At 42.3% G+C, this 17,392-nt stretch carries 15 protein-coding genes and 1 tRNA gene; 6 read left to right on the top strand and 10 right to left on the bottom strand.

What is annotated here, in order from left to right:
* Window positions 1-17: 17 nt before the first annotated feature.
* The 6 genes from CYCME_RS05795 to CYCME_RS05770 form a co-directional block, all read right to left on the bottom strand.
* Window positions 18-1,052 carry an acyl-CoA dehydrogenase family protein gene (locus CYCME_RS05795; RefSeq protein ID WP_015006053.1) on the bottom strand — a complete coding sequence of 345 codons (1,035 nt, stop codon included), beginning with the start codon at window positions 1,050-1,052 and terminating at the stop codon, window positions 18-20.
* Window positions 1,049-2,197 carry an acyl-CoA dehydrogenase family protein gene (locus tag CYCME_RS05790; protein ID WP_020162235.1) on the bottom strand — a complete coding sequence of 383 codons (1,149 nt, stop codon included), beginning with the start codon at window positions 2,195-2,197 and terminating at the stop codon, window positions 1,049-1,051. Before CYCME_RS05790 ends, CYCME_RS05795 begins: the two co-directional genes overlap by 4 nt.
* A gap of 75 nt (window positions 2,198-2,272) precedes the next feature.
* A complete protein-coding gene (locus tag CYCME_RS05785) occupies window positions 2,273-3,445 on the bottom strand; it encodes an acyl-CoA dehydrogenase family protein (protein ID WP_016390170.1) in 1,173 nt (390 codons plus the stop codon).
* A 13-nt stretch (window positions 3,446-3,458) separates the two neighbouring features.
* Complete coding sequence (locus CYCME_RS05780; protein WP_015006056.1) at window positions 3,459-4,604, bottom strand: CaiB/BaiF CoA transferase family protein; 1,146 nt, start codon at window positions 4,602-4,604, stop codon at window positions 3,459-3,461.
* A gap of 249 nt (window positions 4,605-4,853) precedes the next feature.
* Complete coding sequence (gene amt / locus CYCME_RS05775) at window positions 4,854-7,892, bottom strand: ammonium transporter (protein ID WP_020932395.1); 3,039 nt, start codon at window positions 7,890-7,892, stop codon at window positions 4,854-4,856.
* A gap of 225 nt (window positions 7,893-8,117) precedes the next feature.
* Window positions 8,118-8,207: transfer RNA gene (locus CYCME_RS05770), tRNA-Ser, on the bottom strand.
* Window positions 8,208-8,405: 198 nt separating this feature from the next.
* On the opposite strand from CYCME_RS05770, the gene CYCME_RS05765 reads away from it, so the two are divergent.
* A complete protein-coding gene (locus CYCME_RS05765) occupies window positions 8,406-9,077 on the top strand; it encodes a Bax inhibitor-1/YccA family protein (protein WP_015006058.1) in 672 nt (223 codons plus the stop codon).
* Window positions 9,078-9,136: 59 nt separating this feature from the next.
* Here the strand turns inward: CYCME_RS05765 and serS are convergent, their stop codons facing one another.
* Genes serS through crcB form a run of 3 tightly spaced genes read right to left on the bottom strand, consistent with a single transcriptional unit; the run spans window position 9,137 to window position 11,115 of the window.
* Window positions 9,137-10,414 (bottom strand): serine--tRNA ligase, encoded by a 1,278-nt coding sequence (gene serS / locus CYCME_RS05760; RefSeq protein ID WP_015006059.1) that lies wholly within the window; start codon window positions 10,412-10,414, stop codon window positions 9,137-9,139.
* 24 nt (window positions 10,415-10,438) lie between these two features.
* Complete coding sequence (locus CYCME_RS05755) at window positions 10,439-10,744, bottom strand: DUF190 domain-containing protein (RefSeq protein WP_015006060.1); 306 nt, start codon at window positions 10,742-10,744, stop codon at window positions 10,439-10,441.
* Entirely contained in the window at window positions 10,741-11,115 is a 375-nt protein-coding gene (gene crcB, locus CYCME_RS05750) for a fluoride efflux transporter CrcB (RefSeq protein ID WP_015006061.1), read from the bottom strand. Before crcB ends, CYCME_RS05755 begins: the two co-directional genes overlap by 4 nt.
* A 388-nt stretch (window positions 11,116-11,503) precedes the next feature.
* On the opposite strand from crcB, the gene CYCME_RS05745 reads away from it, so the two are divergent.
* Genes CYCME_RS05745 through CYCME_RS05725 form a run of 5 tightly spaced genes read left to right on the top strand, consistent with a single transcriptional unit; the run spans window position 11,504 to window position 16,277 of the window.
* Window positions 11,504-12,838: a TRZ/ATZ family hydrolase gene (locus tag CYCME_RS05745; RefSeq protein WP_020932394.1), complete on the top strand. Its 1,335-nt coding sequence runs from the start codon at window positions 11,504-11,506 to the stop codon at window positions 12,836-12,838.
* Window positions 12,839-12,847: 9 nt separating this feature from the next.
* Window positions 12,848-13,558, top strand: a complete 711-nt coding sequence (gene ubiG, locus CYCME_RS05740; protein WP_015006063.1) for a bifunctional 2-polyprenyl-6-hydroxyphenol methylase/3-demethylubiquinol 3-O-methyltransferase UbiG — start codon at window positions 12,848-12,850, stop codon at window positions 13,556-13,558.
* 6 nt (window positions 13,559-13,564) lie between these two features.
* Window positions 13,565-14,248 carry an HAD-IA family hydrolase gene (locus CYCME_RS05735; protein WP_015006064.1) on the top strand — a complete coding sequence of 228 codons (684 nt, stop codon included), beginning with the start codon at window positions 13,565-13,567 and terminating at the stop codon, window positions 14,246-14,248.
* A gap of 15 nt (window positions 14,249-14,263) precedes the next feature.
* Complete coding sequence (gene rmuC / locus CYCME_RS05730; RefSeq protein WP_015006065.1) at window positions 14,264-15,532, top strand: DNA recombination protein RmuC; 1,269 nt, start codon at window positions 14,264-14,266, stop codon at window positions 15,530-15,532.
* Entirely contained in the window at window positions 15,525-16,277 is a 753-nt protein-coding gene (locus tag CYCME_RS05725; protein ID WP_015006066.1) for an SDR family NAD(P)-dependent oxidoreductase, read from the top strand. Before rmuC ends, CYCME_RS05725 begins: the two co-directional genes overlap by 8 nt.
* Here CYCME_RS05725 and CYCME_RS05720 read toward each other — a convergent pair.
* Window positions 16,265-17,383: a cysteine desulfurase family protein gene (locus tag CYCME_RS05720; RefSeq protein WP_015006067.1), complete on the bottom strand. Its 1,119-nt coding sequence runs from the start codon at window positions 17,381-17,383 to the stop codon at window positions 16,265-16,267. The two genes, CYCME_RS05725 and CYCME_RS05720, sit on opposite strands and share 13 nt — an antisense overlap.
* Window positions 17,384-17,392: the final 9 nt, after the last annotated feature.

The raw sequence follows: 17,392 nt of genomic DNA, 5'->3' as shown, positions 1-17,392 counted from the left end.
TATTGTTTCCTTAATTGTTAACCTGTTTGCGTTGTTAACCAACTCCATAAACTATCAGTATCAAGCGCGAAGCACTGCTGACCTAATTTTGCAGACCAATAGGCCTCATTGCCATACTCATCACGCCAAGACCATAGTCGACGTGTACTCAGTTGTAATGGGTATTCTTGCGTAAATCCAATCGCGGCATGTACTGCATGAGAAGTTTTTGCTGCATAACCGGCGGCTTCTCCCGCCGTGATTTTTGCACAAGCAATCAACTCCCATTCTTGTTCTGTGTTTAAGTGATCTATAGCGGCATCAACAGCGCAAATAGCGGCACTGGTCATTTCAGCTAAAACGGCCATTTGTTGCTGAACTGCTTGAAATTTACCAATAGGCCGGCCAAATTGTGATCGCTCATTAGCAAAATCAACGGTCATTTCTAATACCCGTTGCAACGTACCTGTTATTTGGGCCGCGCGACAAAGTGCAAACCATGATTCAAGCTGTTTGAGACTCATCGCCTGTACATCGCTCGCATTATCCAGCAAGCTAGCTTTAAAGGTCACATCATCACGTGGCTCACCAGCCATATTCTGACCAGCATTAATCGTTATATCCTGAGCTTTAACAAGGCTCAACTGTGTTTTATTATTCTGAGTAAAAATAACCACTATCGATGCTGCATGACGCGCCCAAGGGATTCCATATAAATGGATATCAGGCTGCTCGTTGAACGGTGCATCAAGTATCACAGGGATAATCAATTCATCGCTAAATTCTGCGCCTGACTTAAGCGATAAATAAACGCCCATTAACGCTTCAGCAACCGGCAACGACACGTTGTAGTACCCAGCTAACCTCATTAATACACACCCAGCTTCAAGGCCAAGGCCCGCACCACCATCCTCTTCAGATAACAACGTTGTTAACCAACCATCTGCCAAGAAATCTGCCCAAAGTACTTCTGGAAACTGTCCTGTTTCCATTAACTCATGACCGTTAGTTGTTGAAAAGTCGTCAAAAAGACGGGTTGCTGACTCTTCAATTAATTGAGCAACTTCGTTCATCGTAACCCCAAACCTCTGGCAATAATGCCACGTAAAATTTCACGCGTACCACCACGTAATGAAAAAGATGGCGCTTTTAGTATTGATTCAGATAATAAGCGCGCAACGCCGCCGTTTGCAGTTGGGCGCGCTTCGGTTGCTAAAATCAATCGCATGGCTTCAGGAAGCTCTTGTTCGAACGAGGTCCCTAAATCTTTAACTACCGATGCTTCGTTAACCGGTAATTTGCCTTCTTGTAGTTGATTCGCGACCGATAAAGACATTTGGCGTAACACCATTAAGCGCGCTACAAATTGACCAATAACGGGTTCTGCTTGGTGCGTTAGATTCGCATCACGTAGTTCTTTAATCGCCGCTTCAAGTAGTTGATAACTGCTTAAAAAACGTTCTGGCCCGCTTCGCTCAAATGCTAGCTCGGCCACTACTTGACCCCATCCTTCGTTGACCTTACCTACCAGTCGATTATCTGGCACAAATACATCATCAAAGAAAATTTCATTAAAATGCGCCTCTCCGGCCAACGTAACAATGGGCCGAACCGTAATACCTTCATGCTTCAGGTCAACAATTAGTTGACTCATACCATGGTGGCGATCATCCGATACTGGCGCCGTTCTACATAACGTGATCATTTGGTGACAAACATGCGCCCAACTGGTCCAAATTTTGGAACCATTGATAAGCCAACCGCCCTCTACTTTCTGTGCACGAGTTTTAATCGACGCTAGATCTGAGCCGCTATTAGGCTCACTCATTCCAATGGCAAAAAAGCACTCCCCTTTTACAATTTTAGGCAAAAAGTGTTGTCGTTGCTCTTCGGTACCAAAACGCAATAAAAGTGGCCCGCTTTGACGATCTGCCACCCAATGGGCACCAACTGGTGCGCCCGCTGCGAGTAGTTCTTCAATAACTACATACCGCTCAAGATAACTGCGACCGCCACCACCGTATTCAGTGGGCCAGGTCATACCCAACCATCCTTTTGCAGCTAGGGCGCGACTAAGTTCGGGGTCACAAATAGACCATGAATCAATGATATTTGAAACATTAAAAGCACCATAGTTTTTTAAAAAAGAACGAACTTCATTCCTTAAAGCTGCTTCCTTTTCACCCGTTAAAAGGGGTTTAAAATTTAATTTTTTCATATGCTATAGACAGGGCTTAGGCTCTATAAATATTTTGGTTCAAAGGCTGAAACCCTATAGACTTGCTGTCTATTTTTAGTAAGATTTAGGCATGCCCAGTACATGTTGGCCAATGTAGCTTAAAATCATATTGGTTGAAATAGGTGCTATTAGATACAAACGCGCTTCACGCCACTTTCTTTCAATATCGTATTCTTTAGCAAAAGCAAAACCACCGTGAGTTTGCATACATGCCTCTCCGGCGTTCCAAGCAGCCTCAGCACATAGCATTTTTGCCATATTAGCCTCGGCTCCACAGGGTTCGCCCGCTTCAAACAGTGCTGCTGCTTTTCTTGCCATTAACTCAGCGGCCTCAATTTCAGCATAGGCTCTAGCTATGGGAAACTGAACACCTTGGTTTTTACCAATTGGCCCACCAAATATTTTGCGTTCGCTGGCATAGTTTTTGGCTCGTTCAATAAAAAATCGTGCATCACCTATACTTTCTCCGGCTATGATCACTCGCTCAGCATTCATACCACTCATGACATACCGAAAACCCTTACCTTCCTCACCAATCAGTGAATCAGCAGGAATTTCCATATTATCGAAAAAAACTTCCGTTGTATTATGGTTAATCATGGCGTCAATCGCACGAATTTCCATGCCATTACCAACAACATCACGCATATCGACTAAGAAAATAGACATCCCATCAGTAGGTTTTGACACCTCTTCTAAAGGCGTAGTTCTGGCGAGTAATAACATCAAATCTGATTGAAAGGCACGGCTAGTCCATACTTTTTGGCCATTAACGATATATTTATCGCCTTTCTTTACCGCTTTCGTTCTGAGTTTTGTCGTATCAGACCCTGATGTAGGTTCTGTTACACCAAATGCTTGAAGTCTTAATTCACCTGTTGCAATTTTTGGTAAATACTTTTGCTTTTGTTCTTCGCTACCATGCCTTAAAACCGCGCCCATAATATACATTTGAGCATGACAAGCCGAGGCTGAGCCACCCGATGCATGAATCGTCTCCATAATGACAGCCGCTGCGCGCAATGGTAGCCCAACACCGCCGTATTCCTCAGGAATCAAAGCTGATAAAAAGCCCGATTCGGTCAAGGCATTAACAAATTCTTCAGGGTATGCACTGTCGGCATCTAGTTTTCGCCAATATTCGCCCGGAAAGTCAGCGCAAATCTTACTAACGGCATCACGAATATCAGCGTAGTCATTGCCTAGTGGAATGGAAATCTCTTTCATGTATCTTTCTCCGTTAATTTTTATAGGTGTCGTTATCAGCACCTAAGGCAGGCGCTTCATTTTGTAGCGGTGGCCGCTGGCCGTTAAACTTCATTGGCAGACCCACTAGCTTCATTGCATGTTCAACTGATTCTTGAACAATGCCTAATGATTGCGTTTGCGGGTCGTTTAATACCTCATCAACCAATTGAATTGGCGAATTAGGAATGCCTACATCATCTAATTTTTTCTGCCAATGAGAACGAGGTTCTTTTATTAAAATCTCTGTCATTCGACGATTCAATTCAACCTTATTCTCAAAGCGTTTAGGATTGGTTTCAAAATGCGCTTCATCCGCCCAAGCCGGGTTCCCCATAACACCTTTCAACAAATCAAATAATTTATTATTTGGCGCAGCTACCACAAGATAACCATCTGAACACTCATAGGCTTGATAAGGCGAAATACCTTGCACGCCAGAACCTTGCGGTGTTGGCAGGTTACCTGTCGCGTGATACCCAGCCATGTGATAAGTCATCCAACTTAGTGCTGTTTCGTACAAAGCCGTATCAACGACACAACCTTTCCCCGTTTTTTGGCGATTAAACAAGGCAGAAATAATAGCAATAGAACACCACATACCTGTTCCCATATCGATGGCTGATGTCCCTATTCGTACAGGGGGACGGCCTTCTTCACCATTTAAGCTCATTAAGCCGCTATATGCTTGCATTAATGGATCATAACCTGGTTTATCAGCCATTGGCCCAGTTTCACCAAATGCCCAAATATTACAATATACAAGCTTAGGGTTTTCCTTGCGCATTTCTTCAGCTCCAAGCCCAAGGCTAGTCACTTTACCCGGACGCATGTTTTGCAACACAACATCCGCCTTAGTGACTATTTCATTTCGAAGCCAAGCTTTATCTGCAGGGTCTTTCAAATCTACAGTGACTGATTTCTTATCCCTATTCAATGCTTGAAACATTGCAGAGGTACCATTCCAAAATGGAGGCCCCCAATGACGACAATCATCACCACGACCTTCTGGTTCAACTTTAATCACTTCTGCCCCTAAAGCGGCTAAAATCCATGTACCAAAGGGAGCGGCTACGCTAGTCCCAATTTCATATACGCGAACTCCACTTAATGGCAGTTCGATTTCTTGCTTATCCGACATTTTGTTCCTAGTGTGTATTGAAAAACCATAGTGTATGGTTGAAAAAAACGAGGCATAAAGCCTCGTTGGTAAATAGCACTGAACGCCATCTAACGCTTGTTATAATACAATAACTTTGTATATTATAAAAACAAATAATTGACTCAACATTAATGTCAAAACGTTAAGCCTCGACCTAAATGGTTAAACACCTATGTGACACTTCTTTGAAACAAAATATTTCGAGTCATTACTACTGTTAACCAGCCATTAAGGCCTTTTTAAAAGGACCTCAACATCACTAGCAGGGAGTGGCCTACTGTATAGGTAGCCCTGATAAATATCACAGCCTTGCTGTTGTATAAATTCTAACTGCTCTAGCGATTCAACACCTTCAGCCACTATTTTAAGCCCTAAACTTTTAGCAAGTGAAATAATCGCCATACAAATAGCGGCATCATCAGGGTTATAAGCGCACTCATTAATAAATGAACGGTCAATTTTCAATACATCAATTGGAAATTTCTTCAAATAACTTAACGATGAATACCCCGTACCAAAGTCATCCACAGATAATTTAATACCCAACTTTTTTAACTCGGTCATCGTTGCAATACTACTATCAGTATCGCCAGTTAAAGCATTTTCGGTTATCTCCACCTCTAATAGGCTTGGGTTAAGTTGATACTGATGCGCCAACGCTTTTATAAATAACGACAGTGACTCATCATGTAAATGAAAACCTGAAATATTGACAGCGACCGGCAATAACTCATAACCTGCCTTACGCCATTCAACTAACTGACGTGCAACTTCGGTTAGCACCCACTCACCAACATCAACAATCAAACCAGATGATTCAACAACCGGAATAAAATCTCCTGGGGGAATCAAGCCAAACTCTGGGTGCAACCAACGTAATAACACTTCAAAACCTACAACTTCGTTCGTTAAACACGATACTTTAGGTTGGTAATTTAATAGTAATTGATTTTGAGAAATAGCATCAGGAAGGTCAGCTTCAATTTGAATTCGTTTGCGTACAAACAGCCCCATTTCCTCGGTATAAAAACAAAAATTGTCCCTACCCAATTTTTTTGCCTGATACATGGCAACATCAGCGCACTGTAGTAAACGATCCGCTGATCGTTCACCATCAACCGAAAAAGCGACCCCAATGCTTGTTAACACATTTAGCGTATGCCCAGGCAGTTCAACCGTTTCACGCATTACATGAAGAATTTCTGTTGCTTTACTATTAATAGCTTCCTCATCCAAGGCACCACTTATCGCCACAACAAACTCATCGCCACCCCAACGACCCACCAAGTCATTACCACGCACTACTCCACTGAGTCTCTTACCCACCTCACAAAGCAATTGATCGCCTACCTTATGGCCAAAAACATCATTCACTTTTTTAAAGCGGTCTAAATCTAAAAACATTAACGCCACCACTCCAGCATTAGATTTATGGTAATTAATTCGTCTTTCAAGCTCACGAATAAAGGCGGCTCTATTATATAAACCAGTTAGCGAATCATTAAACGCTAAGGTTTCTAAACGTTTTTGTAACTTAGTTTGTTCGCTCAAATCGCGAATATGTAGCGTATACTCCAATGGTTCACTCGCTATGCTAACCGTTCGAGTCACTACTACTTCGGCAGGAAAAGACTCTCCGTCATAACGTTGTAATTCTGTCATATTCCTACGCTCCAGAACCCACCCACTGGTTAGCAAAAAGCCCTCGTCTAAACTCGCTGAATTTAACTCCTGAACCCGGTCTCTAGTAAACAGCTTAAAAAAGCTACGGTTAATAATCGCACCCGCTGTTTGACCAAAGCAACGCTCCGCCGCAGGATTAAAGCTTTGAATCCTGCCTTTCGAATCAATGCCAATAATGCAATCCATTGCTGCATCTAAAATAGCACCCTTTCTACGTTCACTTTGTTTAAATGCTAAGAAGGCCTCATCTCGCTGTTTAATTTCTTCGTTAACCTGGTCAATAACGTGATTATATTTTTCGGCTATTTGCCCCACCTCGGTATAGGGCTCAACGGCTACTTGAGTTGAAAAATCTGCTTTTTCCTGCTGTTTATGCATGGCGCTTAGCAAGTCAAAAACTTCGGTGCTTATATTATGTTCAGCAACATTTAGGCCTCTTAACTCATCTTGCTCACTGACTCTTAACGAGTAAACCTTGTTAACCAAACTAAATACTACATATGCAAGGCCAAAACTATAAAAACCAACACTGACGACCCCAATTAATTGGGTCCCTAATTGTTCCCACACTGAAAGATCATTTTGAAGTTTAGCCGGCAGCGCAAAAAAAGGTAACGCGATTGTTCCCCAAACCCCAGCAAATAAATGAACAGGCACTACGCCAATAGCATCATCGATTTTCTTATCGGCCAGGTACTTCTCACCAAAAAAAACAACTGAGCCGGCAACGGCGCCAATCATGACAGCCCCTCCTGTGCTCACAATATGACAACTGGCGGTAATAGACACTAAACCACCTAGAACACCATTAATTATTTGATCAACCTCAATATAATGTTCTGCACGAAGCTTTAACATCGTCGCAACCACCCCACCGGCCAAAGCAGCAAGGCATGTATTTAATAAAATAAGTGGAACTGAGTTATTCCAAGCTAATGTACTGCCGCCATTAAAACCAAACCAGCCCAGCCAAATTAATAAACAACCCAATATAGCTGTTGGGATACTACTACCTGGAATAGCGCTAGCACTGCCGGTAAATCGCCCTATACGAGGCCCAATAACTAATACTGCCGCCAGTGCTACCCAACCACCCACAGAATGCACAACGGTTGAACCCGCAAAATCAACGAAGCCAATTTTTTCAAGCCAGCCTATCGGCTCACCCGTAATGATTCCTGCCCAAGCCCAATGACCAACAAAAGGGTAAATAAACAGTGCTATTGTCACCGTTACTACCATATACCCCATAAAACTCATGCGCTCAGCGACGGCGCCAGAAACTAACGTCGCAGCCGTGCCACAAAACATCATTTGGAATAAGAATATTGCGATGAGTTTTGTATCTGCTGGTTCAGCGAATGCAAAATCAGACCATCCAAACAAGCCCCATTGACTATCTCCAAACATTAAACCGAATCCAAACAACCAGTACAGACTACTCGACACGATAAAGTCACTAATATTCTTGGCCGCGACATTAATGCTGTTTTTACTTCTAACAAGCCCGCTTTCTAAACACAAAAAGCCCGCTTGCATAACAAACACCAAAATGGTCGATACTATTACCCAGACAATATCCAAACTCTAAATCTCCTTTATGTTTACCTCTTGCGCGCGGCCAAAGGATGTTCGATTTAATAGTATCAGAACCTCTATGTGCTTTGTAGTCGGCCACAACGATGATTTTAGTTTTGTAGATAGGCTTTTTTAGTAGAAAAAAACAAACTGACTGTCCGTATTTCTAATGGTTTACTTTTTGTTAAGGCATAAAAAAGCCCTACGTATCAGATACATAGGGCTCTTGAATGGCGGAGAGACAGGGATTCGAACCCTGGAAGGGTTTGACCCCTTGCCGGTTTTCAAGACCGGTGCATTCAACCGCTCTGCCATCTCTCCAGTTTTAAGCGATTATATTGAGAGCAATCATTAAATGTTTTGCTTTCAAGCCGCGCATATTACTTAAGTCTGAGGATTTTTTCCAGCGGAATTGTTAAAAGACTTGAAGTATTTTATTGAATACGTAAGATTGAACCTTCTATGCGGTACAGAGTCATATCTGTTGAGCATTTTTTAATTATCAATGAGGTATTTTAAGTGAACCAATTTAATCAATCTATTTCTCGTAGTGAAGAGAGTATTTTAGCTACCAATAAGGTGTTAAAAAACACCTATATGCTACTTGCCATGACATTACTCTTTAGTGCAGGTACTGCTGCATTATCAATGAGCTTAAACCTTCCACATCCTGGGTTGATCATTACATTAGTCGGCTACTTTGGCTTACTATGGCTAACAACAAAATTTAGAAATAGCTCTATGGGTATTGTTTGCGTATTTGCTTTAACCGGCTTTATGGGAATAACACTCGGCCCTATCCTTAATATGTATATCAGTGCCTTTTCAAACGGTCATGAGCTGATCATGACATCGTTAGGCGGCACAGGTGTTATTTTTCTAGGCTTATCTAGCTACGCACTAACCACTAAAAAAGACTTTAGCTTTATTTCTGGTTTTTTAATGGTGGGTATTTTAGTGGCTTTCTTAGCAGGCATTGGCGCTATGATCTTTAACATCCCTGCTTTATCTTTGGGTGTTTCTGCTATGTTTATTATGTTGATGTCCGGCATGATTCTTTATCAAACTAGCGAAATTATTCATGGTGGTGAAACCAACTATATTATGGCAACCGTGTCGCTATACATTAGTTTATTCAACTTATTCACTAGCCTTTTACACATACTCGGTGCAGTAAGTGGTCGTGAGTAGTCTTTAGCTTTACCCATAAAAAAAGCCCCTTTTAGGGGCTTTTTTTATGCGTCGATTATTTACAACGTAATCGAGGTGACTTTTCCCATATAAGGTTGTAAAGCATCAGGGACTTTAATGGACCCATCGGCTTGCTGATAATTCTCCATCACGGCAATTAACGTCCGACCTACCGCTAAACCCGAACCATTAATCGTATGCACTAACTCTGGTTTACCTGTTTCTGGGTTACGCCAGCGCGCTTTTAACCGGCGTGCTTGAAAATCATTAAAATTACTACACGATGAAATTTCGCGATACGCCTCTTGACCAGGTAACCAAACCTCAAGATCATAGGTTTTTGTTGCCGAAAAGCCAGTATCACCTGAGCACAACAACATGAGGCGGTAAGGCAAGTTCAACGCTTGCAAAATACTCTCTGCATGTTGAGTTAACTGTTCATGAGCCTGTTCAGAATCAGACGCCTTGACCACTTGAACCAACTCAACTTTTTCAAACTGATGTTGGCGAATCATGCCTCTTACATCCCTACCATAGGCGCCTGCCTCACTTCTAAAACAAGGCGTATGGGCAACAAACTTTAGCGGCATTTGGTCTGCAGCGATAATCTCATCACGCACTAAATTCGTAACAGGCACTTCTGCCGTTGGAATTAAATAATACGGCGAGTCGTCTGAAATTTTAAATAAATCTTCTTCAAACTTAGGTAACTGCCCCGTTCCTAACAAACTGTCTTTATTAACAAGGTATGGCACATAAGTTTCTTTATACCCATGCTGATCGACATGCATATCTAACATAAACTGCGTCAATGCACGTTGAAGCCTAGCTAATGGACCCGATAGGGTAACAAAACGTGAACCCGCTATTTTTGCACCGGCTTCAAAATCTATTCCCGCCAATGATTGACCCAAATCCACATGGTCTTTAACGTCAAAATCGTACTGCGGTATCACGCCCCATTTACGAAGCTCAACGTTATTCTCTTCATCTTTACCGAGTGGTACATCATCAGCAAGAATATTGGGTAATGAGAGCTGAATAGCCTGCAATTTGGACTGGATTCCCTGTAATTCCGTTTCAGCGGCTTTTAACTCATCACCTAATTGAGAAACACTGTCTAATAAAGGCTGAATATCTTCGCCTTTGGCTTTCGCCATGCCTATCGACTTGGAGCGTTTATTACGTTCGTTTTGTAAGTTTTGAGTTTTCACTTGAATATCTTTACGCTGTGTTTCAAGCGCATTAAATACCTCTAGATCCAAATCAGCACCATGACGTTGCATGGCTGTTTTCACTTCTTCAGGGTTGTTTCTTAAAAGCTGTGGGTCAAGCATGTAGCTTTCCTTTTTAAATTTAGTTTAGTGGTGGTGTTCAGCTAACCAACTAAGGGTTTGACTGACATTGAAGTTTTCTTTTACATGTTTAATTGCCATCAACACTTTTTCTGATTGATCAAAAAATTCAATGGTAACAGGCAAATCAAACGACAAATCAATTAACGACGAGTCATGCATCTTTCCAGATAAGCCATAGCCCTCAACGCCTCTATAAGCCGTTGCGCCAGAGATGCTTTCATGATCATGAAGGTATTGCATAATTTTATTAAGCTGATGATCCGCTTCGGTTAAATAAATTCGAGCGATTCTGACTGATTCTGTTTTCATAATTGCCTCGCGATTAGCAGGCCAACCCAAGCAGCTAGCACGCATAAAATGACGCTAGCTAAAACATTAACAATGGCCTTTATTACATAACCTTGCTCAATTAAATTAATGGTCTCTATTGAGAAGGTAGAAAATGTTGTAAACGCACCCAAAAAGCCAACCAATAACACTGCTCTTACTTCAGGTGAAACCGACAAACGCTGCAAAAATAGTTCGTACAACAGTCCCATTAATAACGAACCAATAACATTAACAACCAAGGTTCCATAAGGGAACCCACGGCCAAGCCAGCTATATATGCCCGTCGATACAATAAAGCGCATCACTGCGCCGACTGATCCACCTGCTGCTATTGCCAGAAGTTGAGCCATTAAATTACCATTAATGCTAATTAATTAAAGCCTTCATTTTACTGTCATCTGGCGCTTCAAGCACCTTTTTTTCGGTCACAATCGTTAATATTTGGCGCAACTCATGGCACGTTATCAATTGTTAGCTCCCTGTCTTCACTAATGCCTCGCCAAAAACCCAGCTTTTAATACAAAAATCGCCGCTGAACCAAAAAGCTACTATCAGGCGCTAACAACACTTTTGAGCCTACTTTTTTATCAAATGGCTAGGGCTTGCGTACTGTTTAGATCTGGCTATACTTTATTATCACGTCATGACTGCTGGCCCTATTTAACACTTACTATTATCGCGTCATCTAGCCGAGCGAATGGCGCCCTATATTAACGTTTCTGGTTTCATCACTTAATTATGCAAGTAAGTCTTCAAATTAATGCCCGCTGGGTTATCACCGTAGATGCTGACGATAACGTTTTAAAAAATCACGCTGTTATCATTCAAGACGATATTATTATTGATGTTTTACCTCAACAAGATGCGAAGAAATACAGCCCCGTTGAACTAATAGAATGTAACGATCACGCCTTAGCACCCGGTTTTATAAATGCGCACACTCATGCGGCTATGAGCCTCTTAAAGGGCCTTGCTGATGATTTACCGCTAAACGAATGGCTAAACGACCACATCTGGCCTGCTGAAACAGCTTTAGCCGATAGTGATTTTGTCAAAGACGGTACTGAGCTTGCCATTGCAGAAATGATTAGGGGCGGCACAACCTGTTTTAATGACATGTACTTCTTTATCGACCAGACTGCAACTGCCGTCTCGAACACGGGTATAAGAGCATGTCTTGGTATTCCGGTTATAGATTTCCCAACGCGTTGGGCTAAAGACTTAAATGAATATATCAGTAAAGGCCTTGCAGTTCATGATCACTTCCGTAGCAATGAACTCATTCATTTTACCTTTGCCCCGCACGCCCCTTATACCGTTTGTGATGATTCTTTAAAAACCATTCAACCCATCATGGATGAACTGGGCTTGGCGATGCATATTCATTTACACGAAACAGAAAATGAAGTCGAACAGTCAATTGCCAAACATGGTGTAAGCCCTATCGCACGATTAAACAATCTTGGCCTATTAAACCCCGACTTAATGGCCATACATATGACCCACCTAAGCGCCACCGATATTCAGTTAATCGCCGAACACCGCGTTAATGTTATACATTGCCCCGAATCAAACTTAAAACTTGCCAGTGGTTTTTGCCCTGTTAATGAATTAATCACGTCAAATATTAATATTGCTATTGGAACAGACGGTTCGGCTAGCAACAATGATATTGATATGTTGGGTGAAACCAAAACGGCTGCGCTGTTAACCAAAGGCCGCACTAAACAAGCAGATGCATTACCCGCAAAAACTGCTTTGCGTATGGCTACCATAAACGGCGCGAAAGCCCTACGATTAGATAAAAAAATAGGCTCCCTTGAAATTGGAAAACAAGCCGATATGTTCGCAATAAATCTTAATAGCATTGAAACTCAACCTATTTATGATGTTATTTCTACACTGATTTATTCTGCAAACCGCTCTCAAATTACTGATGTATGGGTTGCTGGCCAACGTTTAATGCAAGATCAGCAATTAACCACCCTGGATGAAGCCCAGCTAATTGAAAAAGTAAAACACTGGCAAAGAAAAATTAACCCGTTTCATCATCAACCCAATAAAGCGGTGTAAAATAATCAAATGACGCAGACTAAAGACAATGTAAACCCAAGTGAAATCGAAAAATTTAGCGCTATGGCTTCCCAGTGGTGGGACACCGAGGGCAACTTTAAAACACTGCATCAAATTAACCCGTTACGTCTTAACTTAGTTGATAAAACAGTTTCGTTGTCCGGCAAAGATGTTTTAGATGTTGGCTGTGGCGGCGGTATTTTATCTGAGTCAATGGCGCTTAAAGGCGCTAATGTAACGGGTATTGATTTAGGCAAAGAACTGCTAGACGTTGCTGACCTTCATAGTTTAGACAGCGGTGTTTCCGTCAATTACCAGCACATCAGTGTTGAAGCATTGGCCAGCCAAAAACCGGAGCAATTTGACTGTGTTACCTGCATGGAAATGCTCGAACATGTTCCTGACCCGGTAGCAATTATTAACGCGTGTTCAACACTCGTTAAACCGGGCGGCTACGTTTTCCTATCCACCCTAAATAGAAACCCAAAGGCCTACCTATTATCCATTATCGGTGCCGAATACATCCTCGGCATGATGCCCAAAGGCACACATGATTATGCCAGCTTCATAAAACCTTCCGAACTAGCCTTATGGGCACGACAAGCAGGTTTAACACTGGAAGATAGCCGAGGTATTGAATACAACCCTTTTAACAAGTCCTTCTCTATGTCCGATGACATCAGTGTGAATTACATTTGCGTCTTTAAAAAGACGGTCTAATCCATTATGTCCATTGCAATGCATGATTGGCAAGTCGATGCGGTTTTATTTGACCTTGATGGCACCTTAGTCGATACCGCGCCAGACCTTGCCGCCGCATTAAATGTCGCCTTAGTACAAAACAATCAGCCAGCGTTACCTTATGAAACGATACGACCTATCGTCTCAAACGGTGCTAATGGTTTAATAGAGCTCGGCTTTGGGTCTGCCCTATCCAGTGACCAGCATGAAAAAATTAAAGCATCCTTACTTGGCCATTACCAACAAAACATTGCTAATGAATCAACACTATTTGATGGATTTGAAGACAGCTTACTGTTTCTTGAAAAACATCAAATCCCTTGGGGTATTGTGACGAATAAACCAGCCTATTTAACACTGCCCCTCTTAGAGAAATTAGCGCTAATTAATAGAGCCAGTTGTATCGTTTGCGCTGATCAGGTCAACCACCCAAAACCACACCCCGAATCTATTTTATTAGCCTGTAAACAGCTGGATGTTTTACCCATGAACGCACTCTATCTTGGTGATGCAGAACGTGATATTCGTGCAGGTCGATTAGCTGGCCTAAAAACAATAGCCTGTACCTTCGGTTACATTCCAGACAGTATTGACTTTAATGACTGGCAAGCTGATAGATATATTGATAAACCCGCCGATTTATTAACATCTCTACAACCCTTACTCTAAGCGCATCAATTAATCATGGCTGGCATTAACGATATTTTTTTCCTTTTAGGTGGCATCGTCATAGGCCTTATTAGCGGTTATTTGCTCATGTTACGCACTAACACAGCACTTAAAAAAGAATTACTGACGCATGAAACACGCCAAGCCATTGAAAAGGAGTTAAGAGAAAAAACGAAGGCCGATGAAGACAGTATGATGCAAAACTTTCGCGATAGTTTTTCTGCCTTATCCAGCCAAGCATTACGAGACAATAATGAAGAGTTTCTAAAACTTGCTAGAGAAAACTTTAGCAAACAACAAATGACCGTCGAAACGCGCTTAAATGAAAAAGAGAGAGCCTTTAGCGAGATGGTCTCCCCGATTAAAGAGATACTTAAACAAACCGATGAACAACTCAAAAAACTAGAGGCCGATCGACAACAAACTCACGGCTCAATCAGTCAATATTTACAAAATATGACTGAAACCCAGCACCAGTTACACAGTGAAACACGAAATCTTGTTCAAGCCCTAAGACGGCCTGAAGTCCGTGGCCAATGGGGCGAACTAACCTTAAAGCGTCTTGCCGAATTAGCCGGGCTGGTAGAGCACTGTGACTTCTTTCAACAAGAAAACTTAAACACCCAAGAAGGTGCTATGCGACCTGATATGATCATTCGCATGCCAGACCAACGCGATATTGTTGTTGACGCTAAAACACCTCTTGACGCCTATCTATCGGCTACCGAACAAAGCAAAGATGGCGAACGAAAAGCACACCTTATCCGACACGCAAAGCAAGTAAGGGATCGAGTCAAAGAGCTATCGAAAAAGGCTTATTGGTCACAGTTTAAAAACACACCCGACTTCGTTGTTCTGTTTATACCCGGCGACCAATTTCTTAGTGCCGCCTTAGAGCAAGACCACTCACTACTTGAAGATGCACTCGCTCAACACGTTATCTTAGCAACGCCCACCAGCTTGGTCGCCTTACTAAGAGCAATAGCATTTGGTTGGCGCCAACAAGCCAGTAGCGAAAACGCCGAAGCGATTCGAAAACTCGGTGAAGAAATGTACTCCAGACTAACAACCTTTGTAGAGCACATCAGTAAAATTGGTAGCTCCTTAGAGAAAAGCGTAGATCATTACAACAAAGCGGTGGGCTCTTTAGAGCGGCAAGTCTTCCCGAATGCACGTAAATTTAAAGACCTTGGTATAGAAACACGCAAAACCATGTCTGAAATAGAACCCATTGAAAAAGCAACCCGAAAACCAACACCTATCAGCAATATAAAAGATGACTAAACCTATAATAATCAACCCGATAAACCTTCAGCCTCAGGCGCTCAAAGATCACGTTTACTTAGTAACTGGCTCAACCGGAGGCTTAGGGCGAGAAACTGCCCTTGCACTTGCCAAACTCGGTGCAACAGTGGTTTTAACCGGCAGAAATGAAAAGAAATTAGAAGCCTTGTATGATGAAATAGAACAGGCCGGCAACCCAACGCCTGCTATTGTTCCCTTTGATTTAAGCCAAGTAGACGAAGAGCTTTACCAGCAATTAATAAAATCTATTTATAATGAATTCAAAAGGTTAGATGGTATAGTTCATGCGGCTTGTGATATGGGAATCATTGGCCCCATTGGCAGCCAAGAAGGCTCGATCTGGCAGAAAGTTCTACAAGTTAATTTAAACTCAGCCGTGTTACTAAGCAAAGTTTGCTTGCCACTTTTACATCAGGCTAAACAACCATCTATCACTTTTATTTCTGATTCCTCTGCTCGCCAAGGAAAAGCCTACTGGGGCGCATACGGTGTTTCCAAGGTGGCACTTGAATCTTTCTGCGCCATGTTAGCAGATGAGCTAGAAGCAACGACTGTGGTCAGTAATGTCTTCATTCCAGGCCCCAGTATGTTACCGATTAGAAAGAAGACACATCCAGCTGAAGACGAAAAAAACCTAAGCTCGCCCACTGAATTAGCCAATAACTTGATTAACGTTATTCTTAGCGAGAAGTCTGGCCAGTGCTTTTCACATCAAGCCGACTGAGTCACAACCGACTTTAAGATTAAAACAAACTCTGCTACTTCTTGTTGAGTGTTTTGTTGCCCCAAACTTACACGAATAGCACTTAGGGCTCGCTTATCGGGCACGCCCATCGCCGTTAATACGGCGCTTGGGCTTTTACTATTGCTTGAACAGGCTGAGCCACTTGAGATTGCCACGCCTTTTTGGTCAAGCTGCATCAAAAGCATTTCCCCATCAACCGATTCAATAAGCAATTGACTTGTATTGGGTAGACGGTCAACATCTGAAGCAACTACCCTCACCCCTTCAATGCCTTTAACCCCTGCTTCTAATGCTTGCTGAAGAGCTAACAAGTGCCTAGAGCGATTATCCAGCGTTTGTTGGGCTAACTCAGCTGCCCGCCCAAAACCAATAATAGCCGCAGCATTTTCAGTGCCGGGCCTAATATTCATTTCTTGCCCACCACCATAAAGCATAGGCATTAACGACGTTTTTTTATCGTGAATAACCGCGCCAACACCTTTTGGGCCATAAATTTTATGACCTGATATAGACATTAAATTGACACCCAATGCATTAAAATCAACGGGTATTTTACCAACTGATTGAACCGCATCCGTATGAACAATAGCGCCCTTTTCTTTAGCCAACGCAGCTAATGGTGCTATATTTTGAAGCACACCAGTTTCATTATTAGCCTGCATAATACTCACTAGGCCAGTGTCCTCGCTAAGACCACGTTTTAGTGTATCTATTGAGATCAGGCCATTATCATCAACGGCTAATTGATCAAAAAAGAAACCTTTTTTTGACAACTGGCGTATTGGCTCAACCACAGAAGGATGCTCTGTAGCGCCTAATAAAAGGTGTTGTTTGTTCGAACAAACAGCCGCTGAGATACAAAGATTATTTGCCTCAGTTCCACCACTGGTAAAAATAACTTGCTCAGCACTCACATTAACAAGGTTAGCCACGTGTTGCCTTGCTTGTTCAATCGCTGTTTTAACCACCCGCCCGTGTCTGTGCAAACTGGAAGGGTTACCATAAAAGGTCGTTAAGAATGGCTCCATCGCTTCAAAAACAAGAGGATCTATCGGCGATGTCGCATTATTATCAAAATAAATCATCAGTGTTCT

It is taken from the genome of Cycloclasticus zancles 78-ME, assembly GCF_000442595.1.
GTDB lineage: Bacteria > Pseudomonadota > Gammaproteobacteria > Methylococcales > Cycloclasticaceae > Cycloclasticus > Cycloclasticus pugetii.
This window is presented reverse-complemented; position numbering and strand designations above follow the sequence as displayed.

Excerpts from the sequence above, each read along its gene's own strand:
- CYCME_RS05780 (WP_015006056.1), bottom strand. The coding sequence starts at position 4,604 with ATGTCGGATAAGCAAGAAATCGAACTGCCATTAAGTGGAGTTCGCGTA.
- CYCME_RS05755 (WP_015006060.1), bottom strand. The coding sequence starts at position 10,744 with ATGAAAACAGAATCAGTCAGAATCGCTCGAATTTATTTAACCGAAGCG.
- rmuC (WP_015006065.1), top strand. The coding sequence starts at position 14,264 with ATGGCTGGCATTAACGATATTTTTTTCCTTTTAGGTGGCATCGTCATA.
- serS (WP_015006059.1), bottom strand. The coding sequence starts at position 10,414 with ATGCTTGACCCACAGCTTTTAAGAAACAACCCTGAAGAAGTGAAAACA.
- CYCME_RS05725 (WP_015006066.1), top strand. The coding sequence starts at position 15,525 with ATGACTAAACCTATAATAATCAACCCGATAAACCTTCAGCCTCAGGCG.
- CYCME_RS05790 (WP_020162235.1), bottom strand. The coding sequence starts at position 2,197 with ATGAAAAAATTAAATTTTAAACCCCTTTTAACGGGTGAAAAGGAAGCA.
- ubiG (WP_015006063.1), top strand. The coding sequence starts at position 12,848 with ATGACGCAGACTAAAGACAATGTAAACCCAAGTGAAATCGAAAAATTT.
- CYCME_RS05795 (WP_015006053.1), bottom strand. The coding sequence starts at position 1,052 with ATGAACGAAGTTGCTCAATTAATTGAAGAGTCAGCAACCCGTCTTTTT.
- CYCME_RS05785 (WP_016390170.1), bottom strand. The coding sequence starts at position 3,445 with ATGAAAGAGATTTCCATTCCACTAGGCAATGACTACGCTGATATTCGT.
- crcB (WP_015006061.1), bottom strand. The coding sequence starts at position 11,115 with ATGGCTCAACTTCTGGCAATAGCAGCAGGTGGATCAGTCGGCGCAGTG.
- CYCME_RS05745 (WP_020932394.1), top strand. The coding sequence starts at position 11,504 with ATGCAAGTAAGTCTTCAAATTAATGCCCGCTGGGTTATCACCGTAGAT.
- CYCME_RS05720 (WP_015006067.1), bottom strand. The coding sequence starts at position 17,383 with ATGATTTATTTTGATAATAATGCGACATCGCCGATAGATCCTCTTGTT.
- CYCME_RS05735 (WP_015006064.1), top strand. The coding sequence starts at position 13,565 with ATGTCCATTGCAATGCATGATTGGCAAGTCGATGCGGTTTTATTTGAC.